Source organism: Pseudomonas sp. B21-053 (genome assembly GCF_026016365.1).
In the GTDB taxonomy this organism is placed as follows: Bacteria; Pseudomonadota; Gammaproteobacteria; order Pseudomonadales; family Pseudomonadaceae; genus Aquipseudomonas; species Aquipseudomonas nunensis.
In genome coordinates this window covers 4,070,580-4,093,018 of sequence record NZ_CP087205.1, presented here as the reverse complement: position 1 = coordinate 4,093,018, position 22,439 = coordinate 4,070,580, and the positions used below count along the sequence as shown (strand labels likewise).

The 22,439-nt window shown below is 60.8% G+C and carries 21 protein-coding genes; 17 read left to right on the top strand and 4 right to left on the bottom strand.

The window, feature by feature from the left end; genetic code table 11:
- Positions 1-101: 101 nt before the first annotated feature.
- Positions 102-1,190 carry an LLM class flavin-dependent oxidoreductase gene (locus LOY68_RS18180; protein WP_163914519.1) on the bottom strand — a complete coding sequence of 363 codons (1,089 nt, stop codon included), beginning with the start codon at positions 1,188-1,190 and terminating at the stop codon, positions 102-104.
- 366 nt (positions 1,191-1,556) lie between these two features.
- Between LOY68_RS18180 and LOY68_RS18175 the strand changes: the two genes are divergently transcribed.
- The 11 genes from LOY68_RS18175 to LOY68_RS18125 all read left to right on the top strand — a co-directional run bounded on the left by LOY68_RS18175 (position 1,557) and on the right by LOY68_RS18125 (position 14,358).
- Complete coding sequence (locus LOY68_RS18175) at positions 1,557-2,429, top strand: ABC transporter permease (RefSeq protein WP_054614457.1); 873 nt, start codon at positions 1,557-1,559, stop codon at positions 2,427-2,429.
- 1 nt (position 2,430) lies between these two features.
- Positions 2,431-3,210 carry an ABC transporter ATP-binding protein gene (locus LOY68_RS18170; RefSeq protein ID WP_054050721.1) on the top strand — a complete coding sequence of 260 codons (780 nt, stop codon included), beginning with the start codon at positions 2,431-2,433 and terminating at the stop codon, positions 3,208-3,210.
- Between the two features lie 22 nt (positions 3,211-3,232).
- Entirely contained in the window at positions 3,233-4,219 is a 987-nt protein-coding gene (locus tag LOY68_RS18165; RefSeq protein ID WP_265038898.1) for an ABC transporter substrate-binding protein, read from the top strand.
- A 183-nt stretch (positions 4,220-4,402) separates the two neighbouring features.
- The gene (locus tag LOY68_RS18160; protein ID WP_265038896.1) at positions 4,403-5,440 is read left to right on the top strand and encodes an isopenicillin N synthase family dioxygenase; all 1,038 of its coding nucleotides are present in this window, start codon (positions 4,403-4,405) and stop codon (positions 5,438-5,440) included.
- A gap of 18 nt (positions 5,441-5,458) precedes the next feature.
- Entirely contained in the window at positions 5,459-6,283 is an 825-nt protein-coding gene (locus tag LOY68_RS18155) for a MetQ/NlpA family ABC transporter substrate-binding protein (protein WP_265038895.1), read from the top strand.
- A complete protein-coding gene (locus tag LOY68_RS18150; RefSeq protein WP_265038894.1) occupies positions 6,280-7,251 on the top strand; it encodes a methionine ABC transporter ATP-binding protein in 972 nt (323 codons plus the stop codon). Before LOY68_RS18155 ends, LOY68_RS18150 begins: the two co-directional genes overlap by 4 nt.
- Entirely contained in the window at positions 7,248-7,919 is a 672-nt protein-coding gene (locus LOY68_RS18145; protein ID WP_054050731.1) for a methionine ABC transporter permease, read from the top strand. Before LOY68_RS18150 ends, LOY68_RS18145 begins: the two co-directional genes overlap by 4 nt.
- Positions 7,916-9,469 carry a sugar ABC transporter ATP-binding protein gene (locus LOY68_RS18140; protein WP_265038892.1) on the top strand — a complete coding sequence of 518 codons (1,554 nt, stop codon included), beginning with the start codon at positions 7,916-7,918 and terminating at the stop codon, positions 9,467-9,469. Before LOY68_RS18145 ends, LOY68_RS18140 begins: the two co-directional genes overlap by 4 nt.
- Complete coding sequence (locus LOY68_RS18135) at positions 9,462-10,487, top strand: ABC transporter permease (protein WP_054050734.1); 1,026 nt, start codon at positions 9,462-9,464, stop codon at positions 10,485-10,487. Before LOY68_RS18140 ends, LOY68_RS18135 begins: the two co-directional genes overlap by 8 nt.
- Before the next feature lie 31 nt (positions 10,488-10,518).
- Complete coding sequence (locus LOY68_RS18130) at positions 10,519-11,574, top strand: substrate-binding domain-containing protein (RefSeq protein WP_054050736.1); 1,056 nt, start codon at positions 10,519-10,521, stop codon at positions 11,572-11,574.
- Positions 11,575-11,970: 396 nt separating this feature from the next.
- Positions 11,971-14,358 (top strand): TonB-dependent receptor plug domain-containing protein, encoded by a 2,388-nt coding sequence (locus LOY68_RS18125; RefSeq protein WP_265038890.1) that lies wholly within the window; start codon positions 11,971-11,973, stop codon positions 14,356-14,358.
- 41 nt (positions 14,359-14,399) lie between these two features.
- Here LOY68_RS18125 and LOY68_RS18120 read toward each other — a convergent pair whose 3' ends face one another.
- The gene (locus LOY68_RS18120; RefSeq protein ID WP_054050743.1) at positions 14,400-14,861 is read right to left on the bottom strand and encodes a DUF3574 domain-containing protein; all 462 of its coding nucleotides are present in this window, start codon (positions 14,859-14,861) and stop codon (positions 14,400-14,402) included.
- A gap of 394 nt (positions 14,862-15,255) precedes the next feature.
- Between LOY68_RS18120 and LOY68_RS18115 the strand changes: the two genes are divergently transcribed.
- A complete protein-coding gene (locus tag LOY68_RS18115) occupies positions 15,256-15,765 on the top strand; it encodes a hypothetical protein (protein WP_265038888.1) in 510 nt (169 codons plus the stop codon).
- Between the two features lie 320 nt (positions 15,766-16,085).
- Here the strand turns inward: LOY68_RS18115 and LOY68_RS18110 are convergent, their stop codons facing one another.
- Together LOY68_RS18110 and LOY68_RS18105 are read right to left on the bottom strand one after the other, a co-directional pair.
- Positions 16,086-16,733 (bottom strand): helix-turn-helix domain-containing protein, encoded by a 648-nt coding sequence (locus LOY68_RS18110; RefSeq protein ID WP_054050744.1) that lies wholly within the window; start codon positions 16,731-16,733, stop codon positions 16,086-16,088.
- Positions 16,730-16,891 carry a hypothetical protein gene (locus LOY68_RS18105; protein ID WP_177332730.1) on the bottom strand — a complete coding sequence of 54 codons (162 nt, stop codon included), beginning with the start codon at positions 16,889-16,891 and terminating at the stop codon, positions 16,730-16,732. The genes LOY68_RS18110 and LOY68_RS18105 overlap by 4 nt, the downstream gene beginning before the upstream one ends.
- Positions 16,892-17,173: 282 nt before the next feature.
- Here LOY68_RS18105 and LOY68_RS18100 point away from each other — a divergent pair, with 282 nt between their 5' ends.
- From LOY68_RS18100 to LOY68_RS18080, 5 genes are read left to right on the top strand one after another with little or no spacing between them, the layout of a single operon-like run.
- Positions 17,174-18,265 (top strand): AMP-binding protein, encoded by a 1,092-nt coding sequence (locus LOY68_RS18100; RefSeq protein WP_265038886.1) that lies wholly within the window; start codon positions 17,174-17,176, stop codon positions 18,263-18,265.
- Positions 18,266-18,274: 9 nt separating this feature from the next.
- Complete coding sequence (locus LOY68_RS18095) at positions 18,275-19,075, top strand: ABC transporter ATP-binding protein (RefSeq protein WP_163914543.1); 801 nt, start codon at positions 18,275-18,277, stop codon at positions 19,073-19,075.
- 2 nt (positions 19,076-19,077) lie between these two features.
- Positions 19,078-19,959, top strand: coding sequence for a branched-chain amino acid ABC transporter permease (locus LOY68_RS18090; protein WP_265038883.1), 882 nt, complete (start codon positions 19,078-19,080; stop codon positions 19,957-19,959).
- 22 nt (positions 19,960-19,981) lie between these two features.
- Positions 19,982-21,049, top strand: coding sequence for a branched-chain amino acid ABC transporter permease (locus tag LOY68_RS18085; RefSeq protein ID WP_265038882.1), 1,068 nt, complete (start codon positions 19,982-19,984; stop codon positions 21,047-21,049).
- Between the two features lie 53 nt (positions 21,050-21,102).
- Positions 21,103-22,434 (top strand): ABC transporter substrate-binding protein, encoded by a 1,332-nt coding sequence (locus LOY68_RS18080; RefSeq protein ID WP_163914550.1) that lies wholly within the window; start codon positions 21,103-21,105, stop codon positions 22,432-22,434.
- The last annotated feature ends 5 nt before the right edge of the window (positions 22,435-22,439 follow it).

Below are 22,439 nucleotides of genomic sequence, written 5' to 3'. Positions count from 1 at the left end.
TGGTTTGTGGTGGTACAAAAAATTTGCATGCACCAGAGATCCCCTGTGGGAGCGGGCTTGCTCGCGAAGGGGTCCTCACATCCAACAACGAATCAAACCGCTTACGCGACTTTCTCCGCCGCCTGCCGCTCCCGCTCAGCCACCAACTGACGAACCAGCGGGATCAGACGCTTGCCATAGTCGATAGCGTCATTAAGCGGATCGAAGCCGCGAATCAGGAACGTGGTGATACCCAGGTCGTAGTAATCGAGCAGCGCTTCGGCAACCTGTTCCGGCGTACCCACCAGCGAGGTCGAATTACCTTGCGCCCCAAGCAACCCGGCAATCCCGGTCCACAGCCGCTTATCCAGCCGCGAGCCTTGCGCCGCAGCCGCCAACAACCGCCGGGAGCCTTCGTTCGGCGGTTCGCGGCGCACGAAGCCATTCTTTTCCGCCAAAGCCGTAGCCTGTTCCAGAATGCTTTCGGCACGCTCCCAGGCCTGCGCTTCGGTGTCCGCCAGGATCGGGCGCAGCGACAGGCTGAAGCGAATACTGCGCCCATGCTTCGCCGCTTCGGCACGCACCTGGTTCACCACTTCACGCACCTGTTCGTAGGTTTCACCCCACAGTGCGTACACGTCCGCATGCTTGCCCGCCACCGCGATGGCCGCTGCCGACGAACCGCCGAAATACAGCGGAATGTGTGGCTGCTGCGGCGACTTCACCGCCGAGTGCGCGCCTTCGACCTGGTAGTACTTGCCCTGATAGTCGAAGGGCTTCTCGCTGGTCCATTCCTGGCGCAACACATCGAGGTATTCATCGGTGCGGGCGTAGCGCTCGTCCTTGCCGATGTAGCTGCCATCGGCCCGCAGTTCGCGATCATCGCCACCGGTAATGATGTGCACGGCGGTGCGGCCGCCATTGAACACATCGAGGGTATTGAACTGTCTCGCGGCCAGGGTCGGCGCGGCGAAGCCCGGGCGATGCGCGATCAGGAACTTGAGGTTTTTCGTCACGCTGGCAGCGTGGGAGGCAATCAGCGTGCTGTCCGGGCTGTTGGAGTGGAACGCCACCAGCGCACGGTCGAACCCGGCCTCGTCATGGGCGCGGGCGACGGTTTCCACATAGTCGGGTTGCAACACCGGACCGCTGCGCGGATGGATCTCCGAAGAATGGTGGCCGCCGATGTAGCCGATAAATTCGATGCTCATGCTGAGTTCCTTGTCTTTAGATAGAGATAGGCGTGATTCACCTCCACCGGGCAAGGGGTCGGTCCGTGGTGTCGAAAGTAGGCGCTGCGAGGGCGGGCTGTGAAATGCCGTTTTGTTCTAAGTTAATTATTAATTTAATGAATCATAAGAAATTACAGATATCAGCAATCCGCATTTTAATCGGAGTCAGAGATGCACGCCGCGAAGGGCGCGGGCTGAACGCTTTAATTATGCAAATAATTTATCTGGATAGTGTTCTATCTGATTTTTAATCATATTAGGTTATTCCTAAAAAGAATTTCACTGGCGTTTTTTATGCGAATAGCATGAATCCGAAGCCATGATTTTGATGAGGAAGGAAGCCTGATGACCGAAAAGACCTTCGATACACCGAGCGCCAGCAGCTCATTTTCCGTCAACAAGGCGATTGATAGCCCACGTGCGTCGCGGCTGATCCCCAACTGGCTGAGCAATTGGCGGACCCCTGAAGTCTTCCTGCGCTTGCTCAGCCCGATTGCGCTGCTGCTGTTATGGGAGTTGGCCTCGCAGTTCGGCCTGATCCCGCAACGGGTCATCGCCGCGCCGTCACAGATTGGCGGCACGCTGTGGGCGATGATCGTCTCCGGTGAGCTGGGCAAGCATTTGCTGGTATCCCTGCAGCGTGCGCTGTTGGGCTTGAGCATCGGGGTCAGCGTTGGCGTGGTCGCGGCGCTGATCACCGGCCTGTCGAAGCGCGGCGAGGTGATCCTCGATTCGCCGATGCAAATGCTGCGCACCATTCCTTCACTGGCGCTCGTGCCGCTGTTCATCCTCTGGTTCGGCATCGGCGAGTTCACCAAAATCGCGCTGATCGTCACCGGCACCACCTTCCCGGTGTACCTCAATCTGTTCTCCGGCATTCGCAACATCGACCCCAAATTGATCGAGGCCGCCAACACCCTCGGCCTGAATCGTCGCGAGTTGATCTGGCACGTGATCCTGCCGGGCTCCTTGCCTTCGTTCTTTGTCGGCTTGCGGTATTCGTTGGGGATTTCCTGGCTGGCCCTGGTGTTCGTCGAGCAGATCAACACCACCGCCGGCATCGGTTTCCTGGCCAGCGATGCCCGGGACTTCATGCGCACCGACGTGATCGTTATCTGCCTATTGATTTACAGCGTCCTCGGTTTGTTGATCGACGGACTGATCCGCACGCTGGAGCGTTTCGCCCTGGCCTGGCGCCCATCTTTTGTGAGGAACTGACATGTCGAACGTCGATATTCTGGACGCACCATCAACAGCGCCCGTGCAACTGCGCAATGTAGTACGCCAGTTCGGTCAGCAACGGGTCATCGATGGCCTGGACCTGGACATCGCACCGGGCGAGTTCGTCGCGTTGCTCGGGGCCAGCGGTTCCGGCAAGACCACGTTATTGCGCAGCCTGGCCGGGCTCGACAGCATCGACAGCGGCCAGTTGCGCGTGCCGAAAGCCCGGGCGGCGGTGTTCCAGGAGCCACGTTTGATGCCCTGGAAGCGCGCCTGGAAAAACGTGGTCCTCGGCCTGCACATCCCGAATGCCAAGGAGCGCGCAGTGCAAGCCTTGACCGAAGTCGGGCTGGCCCATCGCCTGGAAGCCTACCCGGCAACCCTTTCCGGCGGAGAAGCGCAGCGAGTGGCGCTGGCCCGTGGCCTGGTGCGCGAGCCCAAGCTGTTGCTGCTCGACGAACCGTTCGCCGCCCTCGATGCCCTGACCCGGATCAAGATGCATCGGTTGATCATCGAACTGTGGCGCAAACACACGCCGGCGGTGCTGCTGGTGACCCACGATGTGGACGAAGCGATCCTGCTCGCCGACCGGGTCATCGTGTTGGCCAACGGCAAGATTGCCGAGCAGTTGACCATCGACTTGCCCCGCGCTCGCGACACCGGGCAGGACGGTTTCCAGGCCATCCGCGCACGCTTGCTGAGCTTGTTGGGTGTGGAAGTGGAAAGCGCTGCGGTGGCTGAACGTCAACCGGTGCTTCGGCGGTTTGCCCATGCTTGATCGACCTCTATGGAAATTGGCGATGCTGTTGCTGTCAGGTGCCGCGCTGTTGCTGGGTGGCTGCGGTGATGCCGTCGAGTCAAAACCCCAGGCGGACTTGTCCAGCGTCAAACTGATCCTCGGCGATCAAGCCAAGGGCCTGCGCACGGTGGTCGAAGCGGCCAATGCGCTGGAGGGCATTCCGTACAAGGTCGAGTGGGCCAACTTCCAGGGCGCCGCGCCGTTGTTCGAAGCCTTGCGCGCCGGTGCTGTCGATCTGGCCCCGGCCGGTGATACGCCGGTGCTCGCGGCCGCCACCGGTGGCACGCCGCTGCGCATCGTCGCGGTACGTCGCAGTCAATCACGAGGCATCGGGATTCTGGTGCCGCAGGATTCGCCGATTCACAGCGTCGCCGATCTGAAAGGTCGCAACGTGGTGGTGTCTTCGGCCCGGGGCAGCATTTCCCAGTACCTGTTGATTCGCGCACTGGCCAACGCCGGGGTCGATGAAAAGGACGTCAACGTCGGTTTCGTCCTGCCCACCGACGCCTTGTCCGCGTTCAACGCCGGCAAGATCGAAGCCTGGGCCACGTTTGGTATCTACCAGGCGTTTGCCGAGCAGCAGGGCGCCCGGGTGTTGATCAGCGGCGAAGGCATCAACACCGGACTGACGTTTATCACGGCCTCGGATGAAGTACTCACCGACCCGCTCAAACGCCAGGCCCTCAGCGACGTCTTGCAGCGTTTCGCCAAGGCCTTCGAATGGGCCCGGCAAAACCCCGACGAGTACGCGCGGGTGTTCGCCAAGGCCAACGATGTGCCGCTGGAAGTCTCGCAGCGGCTGCGCAGTTGGGGCGACGAGGCGCTGGTGCCGGTCGAGCCACGGGATGTCCAGGCCTTGCAGCAGGTTGACGATTTATTCGTCGAGAAGAAGATCTTTCCGCACCGTGTGGACGTCGAAAAATTCACCGATGCGCAGGTGTTTTCCAGTGAGTCATTGGCGCTGAGTCGAAGCACTTCCGCCCAATAAATCCGGGCTGATCCTCAATAACGCTCCTGTCTCGGACAGGGGCGTTTTTGTGCTTCTGAACCGGCAAAAGCCTGGATGAAGCGAACCTAAGCTAATGCTAAAAAGATATTTATTACGAGTTTTTAAGATCGTTTAGCTTGGATGCATCGCCACACAAAACAGCGTTTCACATGGGAGTGAATCATGCCGCATCCACTGGACATCACCACCTTGCCGACCCTCGACCTGTCATTGCTCGACGGCACCCCGGCACAACGCCAGGGCTTTCTCGACGACCTGCGCCACGCCGCCCGGGACGTGGGTTTTTTCTACCTGACCGGGCATGGCATCGACAGCCATTTGCTGAGCCAGGTGCAGGGTCACGCTCGCCAATTCTTTGCCTTGCCTGACAGCGAAAAAACCGCGGTCGGCATGATCAACTCACCACACTTTCGCGGCTACAACCGCGCCGCTTCGGAGATCACTCGTGGCAAGCCTGACTTGCGCGAACAGTTCGATCTGGGCGCCGAGCGAGACGTATTGCCGCAAGATGAAAACAGCCCGTTCTGGGAGCGCCTGCAAGGCCCCAATCAATGGCCGGCCACACTGCCGTCGCTCAAGCCGTTGCTGCTGGATTGGCAGCAAGCGATGACCCGCATGTCCCTGCGCCTGCTACAGGCTTTCGCCCAGGCGCTGGCGTTGCCACACGACGCGTTCGACCGCTTGTACGGCGACAAGCCCAACGAGCACATCAAGCTGATGCGTTATCCGGGGCAGGGGCCTGGCGGCAGCCATCAAGGCGTCGGCGCACACAAGGATTCGGGTTTCCTGAGCTTCCTGCTGCAAGACCAGCAGGCAGGTTTGCAAGTCGAAATCGAAGAGGGCCGCTGGATCGATGCGCTGCCTCGGGACAACACCCTGGTGGTGAACATTGGCGAATTGCTGGAGCTGGCCACCAACGGTTATCTGCGCGCCACGGTGCACCGCGTGGTGTCGCCGCCCAAGGGCAGCGAGCGCTTGTCGATTGCGTTTTTCCTCGGCGCGCAACTCGATGCGGTGGTGCCGCTGTATCCCTTGCCCACCGCGTTGTTGCGCGAAGCGCGGGGCCCGGCGAGTGATCCGGACAATCCGTTGTTTCGTGACGTGGGCTGGAACTACCTCAAGGGCCGCCTGCGTTCGCATCCCGATGTCGCCCAGCGTTTTTACGCCGATGCACTGATCCCCAAAGCACTGTCTGCCTAATCAAAAAGGACTGCGAACATGTTGAAAAAAACAGGATTGACCCTGGCCGTGCTCGGGGCTCTGGTGACCTCTTTCAGTGCCTTGGCCGTGGAGCCATTGCGCGTTGCAGCGGACCCGGTGCCCCACGCGCAGATTCTGGCGTTCGTGCAAAAGCTCGACCCAAAACTGAACCTCAAGGTGATCGAGATCCCCAACGGCGTGAACTCCAATGAGTTGCTGGTGCACGGCGATGTCGATGCCAATTACTTCCAGCACTTGCCGTACCTGAAGTCCCAGGAACAGGCCCTCGGCGAAAAACTCGCGGTGGCGGCGACCGTGCATATCGAGCCGCTGGGGATCTATTCCCATCGACACAAGACCTTCGCCCAGGTCCCGCAACAAGGCACCGTGGCCGTGCCGAATAACGTCACCAACCTCAGCCGCGCCTTGTACCTGTTGCAGGACAACGGCCTGATCAAACTCAAGGCCGGTTTCAACGACCCGGCCACCGATCAGGCAACGCCCAAGGACATTGCCGAGAACCCGAAACATCTGAAGATCCTCGAAATCGAGTCGCCACAAATCCCGCGTGCCCTGGATGACGTGGACCTGGCAGTGATCAACGGTAACTACGCGCTGGAGGCCGGTCTGTCGCCGGCCAAGGATGCGCTGGGGCTGGAGAGGGCCGAGCACAACCCTTACGCGAATATCCTGGTGACCACGCCAAAATTGCAGGACGACCCACGGATCAAGCAACTGGCCAAGGACCTGACGTCGCCGGAAGTGGCCAAGTTCATCACCGATAACTTTGCCGGCTCGGTAATCCCGGTGGTGCCGGTGAGCGTCGCGGCCAACAAGCCATGATCGTCGTCGAGCAGTTGAGCAAAACCTACGGAGCAGGGCAGGCACCGGCGCTGGAACAGGTGTCGCTGAGCATTCCCGATGGCGCGATCTACGGGATCCTGGGGCGCAGCGGGGCGGGCAAATCGACGCTGCTGCGTTGCCTCAATCTGCTCGAACGGCCCAGCGCCGGGCGCATTCTGCTGGACGGCGAGGACCTGACGGCGTTGTCCGACATCGAACTGCGCCGCCAGCGCCAACGCATCGGCATGATCTTCCAGGGCTTCAACCTGCTGCACTCACGCAACGTGTTCGACAACATCGCCGTACCGCTGGAAATCGCCCGCGTCGGTAAAGCGCAGCGTCATGCACGGGTCAAGGAATTGCTGGATCTGGTGGGCCTGAGCGACAAGGCCCTGGCGTTTCCCTCGCAACTGTCCGGCGGGCAGAAACAACGGGTGGGCATTGCCCGGGCCTTGGCGGCGCGACCGGCGTATCTGCTGTCGGACGAAGCCACCAGCGCCCTCGACCCGGAAACCACTGCTTCGATTCTTGAATTGCTGCGCGACATCAATCGCCAGTTGGGCCTGACCATCGTGCTGATCACCCATGAGCTGGACGTGGTCAAATCGATTTGCGATCACGCTGCTTCGCTGGCCCACGGCCGATTGGTCGAGGCCGGGCCGATTACCGAATTACTGGCCAATCCGGATTCCAGCCTTGGTCGCTCACTGCTGCCGGGCTACAGCACACCGTTGGGCAGCGATGCCCTCGACCTGAGTTTTTTCGACAACCTGTTGGCCACCCCGGTACTTAACGAACTCAAGCAACACGGCGTGGAACTGGACTTATTGGCCAGCGGCGTCGAGTCCATTGGCGGACGACGCGTGGGGCGCCTGCGCGTGGCGTTCCGGCAGCCTGCGGATGAGCCGAAATTGAACCAGGTGGTGGCGTTTCTCAAGCAACGTGGGGTCAGGGTGGAGCGCTCATGAACCGTGTGATCGACTGGAACGAAATCTTGCAACTGGTGCTCACGGCCACCGGCGAAACCCTGTACATGGTCCTGTTGGCGGGTTTGTTCACCTTGCTGATCGGCTTGCCGCTCGGCGTGTTGCTGTTCATCAGCCGCAGCGGCGGCTTGTTCCCGATGCCGCGACTCAACAAAGGCCTGGGCAGTCTGGTCAACCTGGGGCGCTCGCTGCCCTTCGTGGTGATGCTGATTGCCCTGATCCCGCTGACCCGGCTGGTGGTCGGCACGACTTTGGGCAGCACCGCCGCCGTGGTGCCGATCACCATCGGCGCCTTTCCGTTCTTCGCGCGCATCGTCGAAAACGCTCTGGACGAAGTGGATAAGGGCCGCATCGAAGCGATCCTCGCCATGGGCGGTGACATCTGGCATGTGATTTTTAAAGTGCTGTTGCCCGAAGCGCTGCCGGCGTTGCTGGCGGGCATCACGCTGACGCTGGTGATGCTGATCGGCTTTTCTTCCATGGCCGGGGTCATCGGTGGCGGTGGACTCGGTGACTTGGCGATTCGCTACGGCTACCAGCGTTTCAATAACCAGGTGATGGTCGCCACGGTGGTGGTGCTGGTGATTCTGGTGCAGAGCGTGCAAAGCCTTGGCGATCGGTTGGTTCGCTCGTTGGCGCACCGTCGATGAGGCCGCTGGCCGTGGCGCCCGAGCCACTGATTCGTGTGCGTGAACTGAGCAAAACCTTTGGCGCCAGCCGCGCGCTGGATCGGGTCAGCCTGGAAATTTATCCCGCCGAAGTGGTGGCGCTGCTGGGCGCCAACGGCGCGGGCAAATCGACTCTGGTGAAGATTCTTGGTGGCAGTCAGGCCGCCGATTCCGGTGAGCTGTGGGTCGATGGTCAGCCCCGGCATTTTGCCTCGCCACTCTCGGCGCGGCGGGTCGGGATTGTCGCGGTGCATCAGCAGGTCAACGACGGCATCGCCCCCGGTTTGAGCGTGGCGGAAAATCTCTTGCTCGATGAGCTCTGCCAGCCCGGCGCGGACTTCTGGCTCAACCGCAAGCGCCTGTTCGAACGGGCCGCGAGCATCGCTGCCGGCCTTGGGCTGGAGTTGCCATTGGAGCAACCGATCGAACGTCTCGGCCAGGCTGAACGGCAGCTGGTGGTGCTGGCCCGGGCTTTCGCCTTGCAACCGCGCTTGCTGATACTCGATGAACCGACGGCGGCTTTGTCGGATGTCGAAGCCCAGCGGTTGTTCGGTTTGATCGACACCTTGCGCAGTCGCGGGGTGGCGATTCTGTACATCTCCCATCGATTGTCTGATCTGCAGCGGGTCGCCGACCGCGCCATCGTCCTGCGTGACGGGCAACTGGCCGGCGAATTCAGCGCCCGGCAGTTGCCCGAAGCGGTCGAGGCCATGCTCGGGCATGCGCTGGACACCCATGTTTATGAACCGCGCACGGCGGGGCGGGAAGTCCTGTCTTTGCTTGGGGCGAAAATCGCTCCGCAAAAGCAGGCCTTCGATTTGACCCTGTGCGAAAGCGAAGTGGTGGTGCTCACCGGATTGCTCGGTGCCGGCAAAACCGAGATCGCCGAAGTACTGTTTGGTCTGCGTGACGCGGCGGCCGGCACGTTGCAACTGGATGGCGTGGATTGGCAACCGGGCTCACCACGGGACGCGATTCGCAGCGGTGTGTTTTTCGCCGCCGAGGATCGCGCCAGCCAGTCGTTGATCGCCGATTTCTCCCTGCGCCGCACCCTGACCTTACCGTTCCTCGAACGCTTCACCCGTGGCGGTTTTATCCGCAACCGGGCGGAAGCTGCGGCGGTGGAAGCGCAAGTCGCGGCACTCGGGATCAAGACGGCCGGTATCGACGTGCCGATGAGTGCTCTGTCGGGCGGCAACCAGCAGAAAGTCGTGCTGGGCCGCTGGCTGTTGGGGGAAGGGCGGGTATTAATTCTTGATGAGCCGTTCCAGGGTGTCGACGTGCGCGCCCGTCGCGAGATCGGCCAATTGCTGCGCGACAGTGCCGCTGGCCGCGCCACCCTGGTGATCTGCGCTGATGTCGACGAAGCCCTGGAAATCGCCGACCGGATTCTGTTGGTGCGCGATCACGCCGTGGTCGCCGAATACCCCCGCGCGGGCCTGAGCCGCGCCACGCTGGTGGCCGCGCTGGCCGGCGTCGAGGCCACAGTTTCACCTGTTCAAGCCACGCCAAGGAGTAGAGCGAGTGCCTGATTCGAGTTCGTTGTTATCGACCGCCCCCGCACCAGGGGAGCGTCTGCTGCAAGCGCTGATTCGCTATGGATTGCTCTGGGTGCTGGCGCTGATCGTGGTGTTTTTCAGCTTCGCGGAACCGGCATTCCTGCGGGTCGGCAACCTGTTCAGCATCTTGCAGTCGGTGTCGATTGTCGCGTTGCTGGCGTTGGGCGTGACCCTGACCATGGCGGTCGGCGGCCTCGATTTGTCGATTGGCGCGGTGGCGGCGATGAGTTTAATGATCGCCAGTTACGTGATGGTGGTGCTCGGTTGGGGCGCGGTGCCGGCGGTGCTGATCAGTCTCGCGGGTGGCGCGCTGGTGGGACTGCTCAACGGCTGGCTGATCGTGAAGATGCGGGTACCGGACATTCTCGCGACCCTCGGCAGCATGTTTCTGGTGATCGGCGTGCAGTTGATTCCAACCGGCGGGCGCTCGATTGCGGTGGGCATGACCCTGCCCAATGGCGACGAGGCCGAAGGCACGTTCAGTGCGTTGTTTCTGGCCCTCGGTCGCGGGCGGCTATGGGACACGGTGCCGATCCCGGTGTTGATCACCGCTGTGGTGGCGCTGGTGGTGTGGCTGTTTCTGGAGCGCACGCGCATCGGCCGTTTGTTCTACGCCATCGGCGGTAACGAGCAGGCTGCACGTCTGGCGGGCGCGCCGGTGCAGCGATTCAAGTTGCTGGCCTACGTACTTTCAGCCGTGCTCGCATCGTTGGGCGGGTTGTTGCTGGCGGCGCGTTTGGGTCGTGGCGATGTCAGCTCCGGCAATGGCCTGGTGCTCGATGCGCTGGGTGCGGCGCTGATCGGTTTTGCCGTGCTCGGAGCCAAGAAGCCGAATGCCTTCGGCACCCTGGTCGGCGCATTGCTGGTGGCCACGTTGCTGAATGGCCTGACCATGCTCAACGCGCCGTATTACGCCCAGGATTTCGTCAAGGGACTGGTGCTGGTACTGGCCCTGATGTTCACTTTCGGCCTCGCGCATCGGGCGCGTTGAGCCGCTTTTAACGTTTGACCAAGGAAGCTGTATGCGCGGATCACTCAAGGTTTTTGTTCGTCATTGCCTGGCCACCGCCGTGTTCTCGGCACTGGCGCTAAATGCCCAGGCCAAGGCACTGCCGGGGGCTCCGGCGCCGTTCGACAAGGGCAATGTGCAAATTGCCCTGGTGGGTTATCTATTCTCAGGGGATTTCACCGAAGCCTATTTGCGTGGCGTCGAGAAACAGACCGAAGCCCTGGGCGCAACCTTGCGCGTGTTCGACGCCCGGCAGCAGGCGGCCAGCCAGCGCGAGATGATCGATCAGGCGATCGACCTCGGGGTTGACGGCATCATCGTCCAGCTCGGTCTGGCGGAAACCCTCAAGGGCCCGATTGACCGGGCCATCGCCAAGGGCATCAAGGTCGTCGCGTTCGACGTCGACCTGAACACCCCGCAAGTCACCCAGGTCGAGCAGGATCACCATGCCCTGGCGCGTCTCGCGCTGGATCAAGCGGTCAAGGACAACGGCACGCGCTTCGATGCCGGTTACGTCTACATCAGCGGCTTCACCCCGATGGAGCGCCGCGACGAGATCTGGAGCCAGGTCAAAGCCGCGAATCCGGGGATCATCGAAAAGGCGCGCTTCGGTACGCTCAATCCACCGATTGCCAACTCGGTCGCGGATCAGGCCAGCGCCGTGTTGCGCGCCAATCCGGGGATCAGCGTGATCTTCGCGCCGTTCGACGAGTTCGCCAAAGGCGCGAAAATCGCGGTGGACGAGGCGGGGCTTGGCAAGAAAGTGAAAATCTACAGTGCGGATATTTCCACCGCCGATATCCAGATCATGAAAGAGCCGGACAGCGCCTGGGCCGCCACCGCGGCGGTCAACCCGCAAGTGGCCGGCGCGATCAGCGTGCGCAGCCTGGCGATGCTGATTGCCGGGGAGAATCCGGGACATAAAGTGTTGGTGCCACCGACCTTGATTACCCGGCAACAATTGTTGGATCTGGATGTGAAGAACGTTCGGGACCTGGCGCAGAAACTGCCGGCGTTTGGTGATACGGCGAATGTGGCGCGGACTTCGTGGATTCCTGCTGCGGACTAAGTTAATACACAAATTTCCTGTGGGAGCGGGCTTGCTCGCGAAGGCGGTGTATCAGTCGACATTAATAGTGCCTGATACACCGTATTCGCGAGCAAGCCCGCTCCCACATTGGAGAGTGGTGGGCTTGATATAACTTGCGTTAGTTAGTTGGTTTTACTGCCGATATAACCTAAGTAGTATTGGTTCTTTTCCAAACTTCATCCCCTCGTCTAGCATCGCCCCTGTACTAACTTTGGGGTTCTACTGCTCGGGTGCTGTTGCACTTGAAAACATGCTTTAACAGCCTTCGCTGCCTTCCTGATTACTAAAACTACAGCAGACATTGTCGTGCACTTTTTGCCGACTTCTTTTTGTTGGCAGGGGCCGGGTATTAGCTGCGATAAAAGGAGCTGTTCCATGTATCACCGTTCTCGTTCATTACTCGCCGCTACTGTCGTCACAGCAATGACGCAACTTCCCGTGCAGGCCGAAGAAACTTCGGCACGCGCCGACGACGACACACGGTTGGGAACCGTGCTGGTCACCGGCACCCGTGGCACCGCGCGCACGGTGCTGGACTCGCCAGTGCCGGTGGACGTGCTGACCGCCGAAGACCTCAAGTCCGCCGGGGCCAGTAACGGCGAACTCGGCCAGGCGTTGCAGACGTTGTTGCCGTCGTTCAGTTTTCCGCGTCAATCCAACTCCGGCGGCGCCGACCATGTGCGGGCCGCGCAGTTACGCGGCATGAGCCCCGATCAGGTGTTGGTGCTGGTCAACGGCAAGCGCCGCCACACTTCTGCGCTGGTCAATGATTCGTCGAAGATCGGCCGGGGCACGGCGCCGGTGGACTTCAACTCGATTCCGATCAGTGCGATCAAGCGCATCGAGGTATTGCGCGACGGTGCCGGTGCGCAATACGGTTCCGATGCGATTGCCGGGGTGATCAATATCATCCTCGACGACGCGCCGGAGGGCGGCGAAATCTCCACTACTTACGGCGCCTACCACACCCATCAAGATGCGATCGGCAAGACCACCACCGACGGCCAGAACAGCATGACCACGGCCAAGATCGGCACACGGCTTGGCGAGGAGGGCGGGTTTATTCGTGGCGGCACCGAGTACAAAGATCGCGACCCGACCAACCGCGCCGGTTTCGACGGTTTCGCCGATACGCCGGGCCAGCGCAACTACGTGATGGGTGACGGCATCGCGCGAGACGTCAACGCCTGGTTCAACTCCGAATTGCCCCTCGCCGGCGGCAAGGCCTATTCCTTCGGCACTTACAACGAACGCCACACAACCGGCGCCGAGTTCTATCGCTACCCGTCCGAGCAGCCGCAGTTCTATCCTAACGGTTACCTGCCGCAATCCCTCGGCGACAATCAGGACATCTCCGCCACCGCCGGTTTCAAGGGCCTGATCGGCGACGACTGGGACTTCGACAGCAGCGTCACCCACGGCCGCAACCACTTCGATTCCGCAACCCGGCGCACCCTCAACGTCACCCTCGGTGCCGATTCGCCAACCCGGTTCGACACTGGCGAATACGAGTTGCGCCAGACCACCGCCAACCTCGATTTCACCCGCGAGTTGCGCCTCGCCGGACGTCCATTCGTGCTGGCCGTGGGCGGTGAATATCGCTACGAAAACTACCTGACCTTTGCCGGCGACGAAGCTTCTTACATTGGTACTGGCGCGGACGGTGCCAACGGTTTGCGACCCAGTGAAGAGGTGGACCTGGACCGCAATGTGTTCGGTACCTATGCCGAGTTGTCCGGCGACCTCACTGACCGTTTGTTCGTCGATGCCGCCACACGCTGGGAGCGTTACGACGACGCCGGCAGCAAACTCACCGGCAAGCTCAGCGGGCGTTATCGCCTGACTGATCAATGGGCGTTGCGCGGCGCGGTGTCGAACAACTTCCGTGCGCCATCCCTGGCGCAGATCGGCTTCCAGAACACCACCAGCAACTTCGGCGACGGCGGCACGCTCACCGACATTCGGGTGCTGTCGGTCAACGACCCGATTGCCCGCGCCCTCGGTGCCGAGAAGCTCGATCCGGAAACCTCGAAAAACTTCAGCCTCGGCCTGACCGCGCAACTGAGTGAGCGCTTCGATGCGTCCCTCGACGTGTTCCGCATCGACGTCAAGGATCGCGTGACCCTGTCGCAACGCATCGGCAGCGACGCGTTGGAGCAGTACATCAACGACAACTTCGGCGTGGCCGGCGTGCACGACGTGAACTTCTTCACCAACGCCGCCGACACCCGCACCGACGGTGCCGAACTGGTGCTCAACTACCACCAACCGTTGTACGAAGGCTTGCTGGGATTGACCACGGCCTACACCTACAACCACACCAAAGTCACCAAGACCAAGGGCACGCCTTCGCAACTCACGGCGCTGGGGATCGGCAACGACGCGCTGGTCGGCGTCGAGGAACGCAACACCCTGACCGACGCCGCGCCCAAGGATCGTTTCATGATTTCCGCGAATTGGGTCAGTCAGCACTGGGGCCTGCTCGGGCGCCTCACCCGTCAGGGCGAAACCACCCGGGTCTTCGATTTCGGCGATTCGCAGCCGGAGCAAACCTATGGAGCGGTCTGGCAACTGGATGCCGAAGTGCAATACAAATTCACCCCCAAGTTCGACATCGCCCTGGGCGGCAACAACCTGACCGACAACTACCCGGAGCGCTCCAAGTCGGAAATCAACTACGGCGGCAACCTGCCGTATGACGTGCTGTCGCCGATCGGTACCAACGGCGCCTACTACTACGCTCGCGCCACTTACGGCTTCTAAGTGCTGCCGCCACCCTGTGTGGGTGGCGGTTCAGCGGTCATTTAGAAAGAGACCTGCGCCGGTTGCGACAAACGCAGCACCGACAGATCCCCGGTAATCCGCTTCCAGGCGAGGCGAATCGCTTCGATGTCCTTGTCATGTCGGGCGTCGTTTTCGTGAAGAATCACGATGACTTTGGTGCCCAGGCGCTCGGGCTCCTTGGCGCCGTGGTCACGCCATTGGCCGTAGGCGTCGAGCACGCTGAAGCCGTCCGGAAAACGCGGCGTGACCTCTTGATCGAGAAACTCGCGCCAGCGCGCGGGGCTGATCACACCTTCCTTGCCTTCCAGAGGTCCCACCGAGAAATACAACTCGGTGCGCACCCATTGCGCCTGCGCCGGACGCGTGGCGTCGCCTTGCAGGGTTGAACTGGCGGGATCTTTGGTATGAACGGAAACCGGTGGCGGGCTGGCACACCCGGCGACCGCCAGGAACAGTGCTGCCAGTAAAAGGCGTTGAGGCATGGAACGTCCTTATTTAGCGAGTTGGAGAGCGTGGTTATTATAGGGCGGCGGCTTAATGGCTAGAAAAGATTAAAAAGTCAGGCTGGTGGCAACTAACGGAATAAGCGTGCGAATGGAAAAAGTTGACGCTGGTTAGAACGAATATTTCTTTCAGTTATTTATATAGCTTCCAGTCGAATATCCATGACCGATTAAAACATGCCGCAGTATTCATATTTTCCGTCATGACCATCAATAAGCTGCTACAGCAGTCATAAGTGTCCCGTGCGCGACACTAAGTCGGCTCCGGCGTCCGTTTTTGCTGTTTTGTGAGCCTCTTGTCGCCCGGTCACCAATCCTTAGAATCCACTCCATCAGCTTCGTCCAACTATTCAATCCTTCGGGGAACAACACCATGATGAACGCCATGCAGATGCAAATGCCGATGAACGCCAACATGCCAATGATGCCGATGATGGGCATGCCGATGATGATGGCGACCATGACCTGCGACATGATGGACGACGGCATGATGTGCAAAATGATGCCGGCTGCTGGCATGGACATGGCGATGTTCAAGAACAGCGCTGAAATGATGCAGATGATGATGAACTGCGGCATGCCGATGATGATGCATTGCGGCAACATGAGCATGATGTGCATGTCCCAGGCGGCCATGACCATGCCGATGATGAACATGATGATGCCAATGCCGATGATGGGCATGCCGATGCCATCGATGAAGTGCGTCATGGAATGCACCATGATGGACGACTGCATGATGTGCAAAATCATGCCGATGGCCGGCATGAACATGGACATGATGAAAAACTGCTGCACCCTGATGATGAAAATGATGAACGACTGCAGCATGCCGATGATGATGAGCTGCAACGGCATGCCGCTGATGTGCTGTACCTGCTGATACCAGGCAGCATAAAAAAGCCCCCGCAGGGCATCAGGCCGCGGGGGCTTTTTCATGCCCGCAAACACCAAAAATCAAAATTGTAGGAGCGAAGCTTGCTCGCGAAAGCGGTGGTTCATTGAGCATTGAAGTTGTCTGACACGCCGCCTTCGCGGGCAAGCCTCGCTCCTACAACGGATCACGGTCTTACACAAAATTTGCGTACACAGCAGATCCCCTGTGGGAGCGGGCTTGCTCGCGAAAGCGGTTTGGCAGTTGACGAATGTGTTGGAAGTAAAATCGCCTTCGCGAGCAAGCCCGCTCCCACAGGGGGATGGGGTTCAGTCCAGGCGTTCGGGGTAGGTCACTACCAGATACGCGACGGCTTCACTGTCTGCCGGGTTGCGATAGCGGTGGGGCTGGTCGGCGTAGAACAGGATCGAGTCGCCGGTGGAGAGCAGGTAGCGTTCATCATTGACGCTGATTTCCAGCACGCCTTGGGATACCACCAAGTTTTCCTGGACGCCGGGGCCATGCCCCTCGGAAACATCCTCACCCAACGGGCTCAAGCGCAATTCGTAAAACTCCGATTGCCGCGCCACGTCGAACGGAAACAGCGCCCGGCTGACAAACGCACCGCTGGCACTGACCAGGCGTTTGCTCTGGCTCGCCGACAACACCGCCACGCCTTCAAAGGCGCGGTGCTCAAGAAACGCGGCCACCGACACTTTCAAACCCTTGGCGATTTTGCACAGGACTTTGATCGACGGCACGCTGCGCCCGGATTCGATCTGCGCCAGCATCGCCCGGCTCACGCCGCACTGGCGGGCGAGGGCGTCGAGGGACAGGTGCCGCTTGCCGCGCAGGCGTTGCAGATTCTGCGCGACACGCTCGCAGATCGGGTCTTCTTCCTGGGATTCCAGATTATTCAAATCCACGACAGGTTCGTCGGCGCTCGCCAGAAAGCGCGAGGGTTGCTGCCCGTTCACGCGTGACGCGTCTCGGAAGCCTGGGCTGCTTGCACCCATTGAAAGGCCTGCAAACCGGCGTTGCGTGCGTACATTTCCCACATGGCCCGTGCCCGTTGCTGAGCCTGTTTGCGTTTGCGGTAGCTGGCGAAGTCGATGACGTTGGCAGTCGGATTCATGGGGCACTTCACTGTGTGATGAATGACGGGATGAGCTGACAGTACGCGAATATTTTTATAACGATAAATACTGATTTTGTATTTATTAATTCTTTTTGGTTCTTATAGGTACAGCGACAAGACTCAAGTGTTGGTGGGGCAACAGGGATTCGGCAGGCTGTGCTTCGGCGATACAAGGGGCTAAACCGGTGGCATGGACTAACTGATTGATAGTTAAGCATTTATTGACTGGCACGGAGGCTGCAATGGCTGTTTGCAGTCAGCCCCCGAAGAGATCGCCCCATGACCCAGACACTGCCCCAGGCCTTGTTGCTGCAAGCCGCCACCCGAGGTTCGGCGATTGCCCTGCGTTACAAACAGTTAGGGATCTGGCAGGTCCGGCGCTGGAGCGATGTAGCGCAGGACGTCAGTCGTCTCGCTGCGGGCTTGCAGCAACGCGGGTTCAGTCGCTGCGATGACTTGCTCATCATTAGCCAGGCCAGGGCCGAAGCCTTGTTGCTGGCACTGGCGGCGCAATGGCTGGGCGGCAGTGTCACGCTGTTGGACCCGGACCTCGATCACCGGCATCTATTGGCCACGCTGAATCCAGCGTTTGTCCTGGCCGAAACCCTCGATGCCGTGCAGCAGGTTCGCAGCGCCGATCACGCGCCTCGGGTTCTGATGTACCTCGACGGACGCGGCCTGAATGCCGCCACCGATACCGGGTTGAGCGCGTATGCCGAATTGACGGCAGGCATTACCGCCGAGCCCCCGGCCCCCGCCACGGAATCAGCGTCCATGGCGTTTGTTTTTCATCGCGTTAATGACAGTCAACCCCAGCGTTTAAGCCACGGCCAGTTGCTGGAGGGCGCGCGCAAATTGATCGCACGGGAAAACCTCAGCGCCAATGAAGAAGCGCTGGCCGCCCGAGTGTTCGCCGCCAGCGGACAGGCCCGTTATCTGCTGGCGCCCTGGCTGAGTGCCGGGTTCTGCCTGAACTTTCCCGAAGCCCTGGCCACCCGCGACACCGACCGCCGCGAACTCGGGCCGACGCTGGTGCTGGGCACCCGCGAATCCTATGCACGCCTCGAACACTGGGCCCGGGAACGTTTGCCGTTGCCGGGCACGCTCAGCCATCACCTGTATCGCTGGGCGATGGTCGCGGATTCGCATGGGTTGCGGCGCTGGCTCGGCCATTGGTTGATCCGCCGACCCTTGCTCGATGTGCTGGGCATGAGCCGTTTGCGCGTGCCGTTGCTGGTGGGGCCGGCCCTGACCGAGGACAGCGCGGCGTTCTTCGCGGCGTTGGGGATTCGCCCCGGCCACTGGCAAGAGCCTTCCACACCGCGTGAACCGGCCGAAGTCCCGGCCCACCTGATTCCTCACTCCGTCTGACGAGCCCCCATGCGCGCGACCACTGAATCCATTTTATTGCGGCTCGATGACATCTCCCTGTCGTTCAAGGGTGTCAAGGCCATTACTTCCATCAGCTTCGCGGTGAAGACCGGGGAAATCTGCGCCCTGATCGGTCCGAATGGCGCCGGCAAAAGTTCTTTGTTGAACGTGATCAACGGCGTCTACCAGGCCCAGAGCGGCAGCGTCAGCTATGCCGGCCAGACCCGACGCCGTATGCGTCCGCACCAGGCTGCCGAGGGCGGGATTGCCCGCACGTTCCAGAACATCGCGCTGTTCAAAGGCATGAGCGTGCTCGACAACGTGCTGACCGGGCGCAACCTCAAGCGCCGCAGCAGCTGGATCGAGCAAATGTTGCGCATTGGCCGCGCCCCTCGCGAAGACGACGAGCAACGCCGCCACGCCGAAAAAATTATCGAGTTCCTGCGCATCCATCCTTGGCGCCACGTGCTGGTGGGCAAGCTGTCTTACGGTTTGCAAAAACGCGTAGAGCTGGCCCGGGCGCTGGCCGCTGAACCGAAGTTGCTGCTGCTCGACGAGCCCATGGCCGGCATGAACGCGGAAGAGAAGGGCGAGATGAGCCAATTCATCCGCGACATCAACCGTGAGTTCGGCACCACCGTCGTGCTGATCGAACATGACATCAGCGTGGTCATGGGTCTTTCCGACCACGTGGTGGTGCTCGACTACGGCCGCAAAATCGGCGACGGCACCCCCGAACAAGTGCGCGCCAATCCAGAAGTGATCGCGGCCTACCTGGGTACCCGACGTTCCCGCGCGGAGGCTCGCTGAGCATGGAATTTTTCTTTGAAGTGCTGATCGGCGGTTTGCTGGCCGGTGTTATGTACGCCCTGGTGGCGATCGGGTTTGTGCTGATCTACAAGGCGTCCGGGGTTTTCAACTTTGCCCAGGGCGCGATGGTGCTGTTTGCCGCGCTGACTTTCGTCAGTCTGCTGGAGCGCGGTTTGCCATTCTTCTGGGCGTTTCTCGCCACGCTGGCGAGCATGGTGGTGCTGGCGTTGCTGATCGAAAAAATGGTGCTGCGGCCCTTAGTCAATCGCCCGCCGATCATCCTGTTCATGGCCACCCTCGGGCTGTCTTACATGATCGAAGGCCTGGCGCAATTCCTTTGGGGCGCGCAGGTACATGGCCTGGAATTGGGCATCCCCGATGAGCCGCTGGAAATTCGCGGGATGCTGCTTTCGCAGTTCGACCTGTTCGCCGCCGGCACCGCCGCGACGTTGGTGATCGCCTTGTCACTGCTGTTCAACAAAACCCGGGTTGGTTTGTCCTTGCGCGCAGTCGCCGATGATCCGCTCGCGTCCTTGGCAGTAGGCATTCGCCTGCCACGGATCTGGGCTTTGGTGTGGGCAGTGGCGGGTTTCGTGGGGCTGGTGGCGGGGCTGCTGTGGGGCGCGCGTCTGGGAGTGCAGTTCTCGTTGTCGCTGGTGGTGCTGAAGGCGTTGCCGGTGTTGATCATCGGCGGTTTCTCTTCGATTGGTGGCGCGATTGTCGGCGGCTTGATCATCGGCGCGGCGGAAAAAATCGCCGAGATCTACCTCGGCCCGATCATCGGCAGCGGCATCGAAAACTGGGTGCCTTACGTCCTCGCGTTGCTGTTCCTGCTGGTGCGGCCTGCCGGGTTATTCGGCGAGCGCGCGATCGAGCGAGTCTGACATTTTTTCAAGGAATGCCTCCATGCTTTATCAAGAAGCCGGTCAACTGAACAGCACCTATGCGGCCGAGCGGCGCACGTTTCGCTTGCGCCAGGATCGCCTCGGCTTGTGGCTGCTGTTGGCTTTTGCCTTCGTCGCCGTGCCTTGGCTGGGCAATGACTATTGGTTCAGCGCGATTCTGGTGCCGCTGCTGGTTTTGTCCCTGGCGGGGCTCGGTTTGAACCTGCTGACCGGCTATGCCGGACAACTCTCGCTGGGCTCGGCGGCGTTCATGGCGGTGGGGGCGTTTGCTGCCTACAACCTGCAACTGCGCGTGCCCGGTCTGCCGTTGCTGGTGAGCTTTGCCCTCGGTGGCGTGATCGCCGCGCTGGTGGCGGTGCTGTTCGGTTTGCCGAGCCTGCGAATCAAGGGCTTTTACCTGCTGGTGGCAACCCTGGCCGCGCAGTTTGTCGTGGAATGGGTGCTGACCCGCTTCAGTTGGTTCACCAACGACAACGCGTCCGGGGTTATCACCTCGCCGCCGCTGTTGATCGCCGGACTGGATTTCAGTTCGCCGCGAGGGCGTTACCTGCTGACCCTGGCGGTGGTGGTCGTGCTGTTCTGGCTCGGCAAAAACCTGGTGCGCAGTGAGTTGGGCCGCAACTGGATGGCGGTGCGCGACATGGACACCGCCGCTGCAGTAATCGGCATCCGCTTGTTCAAGGCCAAGCTGCTGGCGTTTGCCATCAGCGGTTTTTACCTCGGGGTTGCCGGGTCGCTGTGGGCCTTCGCGTACCTGGGCACGGTGGAACCCCACGGCTTCGACCTCAGCCGTTCATTCCAGGTGTTGTTCATCATCATTATCGGCGGCCTGGGCAGCGTGCTCGGCAACGTTCTCGGCGCCGCGTTCATCGTGCTGTTTCCGATTCTGCTGGCCAATGTCTGCGGGTTATTACCGGCGGGGCTGATCGATTCCGGCCAGTTGGAAAACATCCAGAAAATGCTGTTCGGCGCACTGATCATCGCCTTTCTGATCAAGGAACCCGAAGGCCTGGCCCGACTGTGGCAGCGCTTTCGGCAACGGGCCAGGGTCTGGCCGCTGCGGTACTGATTGCTTTCATCCCTGACAAAAACACCATCGATCTCCCACGAGGAATTGCCTTCATGACTCACCGCACAACGCTGCGCCGCCTGGCACTGGGCCTGGCTTTACTGACTGCCGGGCTGAGTGCCGGGGTCCAGGCTGCCAACGAACAGTATTTCCCGTTGCAGAGCTATCGGGTCGGGCCTTATGCCGCTGGCGGCACCGGTTTCTTCGGCGGGTTTATCGACTACCTGCAATACATCAACGCCAAGGGTGGGGTGAACGGGGTCAAGTTGACCTGGAGCGAATGCGAAACCGAGTACGTGGTGGAGAAGGGCGTCGAGTGCTATGAACGCCTCAAGGGTGGCTTGAACGGTGCACCGGCCGCCGCCACCAACCCGCTGTCGGTGGGTATTGCGTACGCGACCCTGGATCGTTCGACCGCCGACAAACTGCCGCTGATCACCATCAACCACGGGCGCACGGATTCCACCGACGGCAGCGTGTTCCCGTATGTGTTCCCGTTGCAGCTCAACCCGTATTCCGAAGTGTCGGCGATCATCAATTACATCGGCGAGCGTGAAGGCGGCGCGGACAAACTCAAAGGCAAGAAAATCGCCGTGCTCTACCACGGTTCGCCGTATGGCAAGGAAACCAACGGCGTGCTGGAAACCCTGGCGAAAAACGCCGGTTTCGAACTGACCCTGCTGGAAGTGCCGCACCCCGGCAACGAGCAGCAATCGCAATGGCTGAACATCCGTCGTCTCAAGCCGGACTGGGTGATCCTGCGCGGCTGGGGCGTGATGAATCCCGTGGCGTTGAAGTCGGCACAAAAAGTCGGTTACCCGGCGGATCACATCATCGGCAATATCTGGAGCAATTCGGAAGAAGACGTGGTGCCGGCAGGTGCGGCGGCCAAAGGTTTCATTGCGATTACCACGCACCCGTCGGGCACCGACTTCCCGGTGCTGCAAGGCATCAAGCAAAGCGTGGTGGACGCCGGCAAAGGCAACCTCGCCGATCCGAAACGCTTTGGCACCGTGTACTACAACCTCGGTGTGGTGAACGGCATTCTCAACGTCGAAGCCGTGCGCCTGGCCCAGGAAAAGTACGGCAATAAACCTCTGACCGGTGAGCAGGTGCGCTGGGGCTTCGAACACCTGAACCTTGACGATGCGCGCTTGCAGGCCTTGGGCGCGAAAGGGTTGGTGCAGCCGCTGAAGCTGTCTTGCGCCGATCATGAAGGCGGCGGTGCGGTGCGCTTCCAGCAATGGGACGGCCAGCGCTGGAACCTGATCAGTGATTGGGTCCAGGCCGACCGCGCCTTGTTGCGGCCGATCATCGAAGCCTCCGCCGCGCAATACGCGAAGGAAAAAGGCATCACCCCGCGCAATTGCAGCCAGGAGCAATAAAGTCC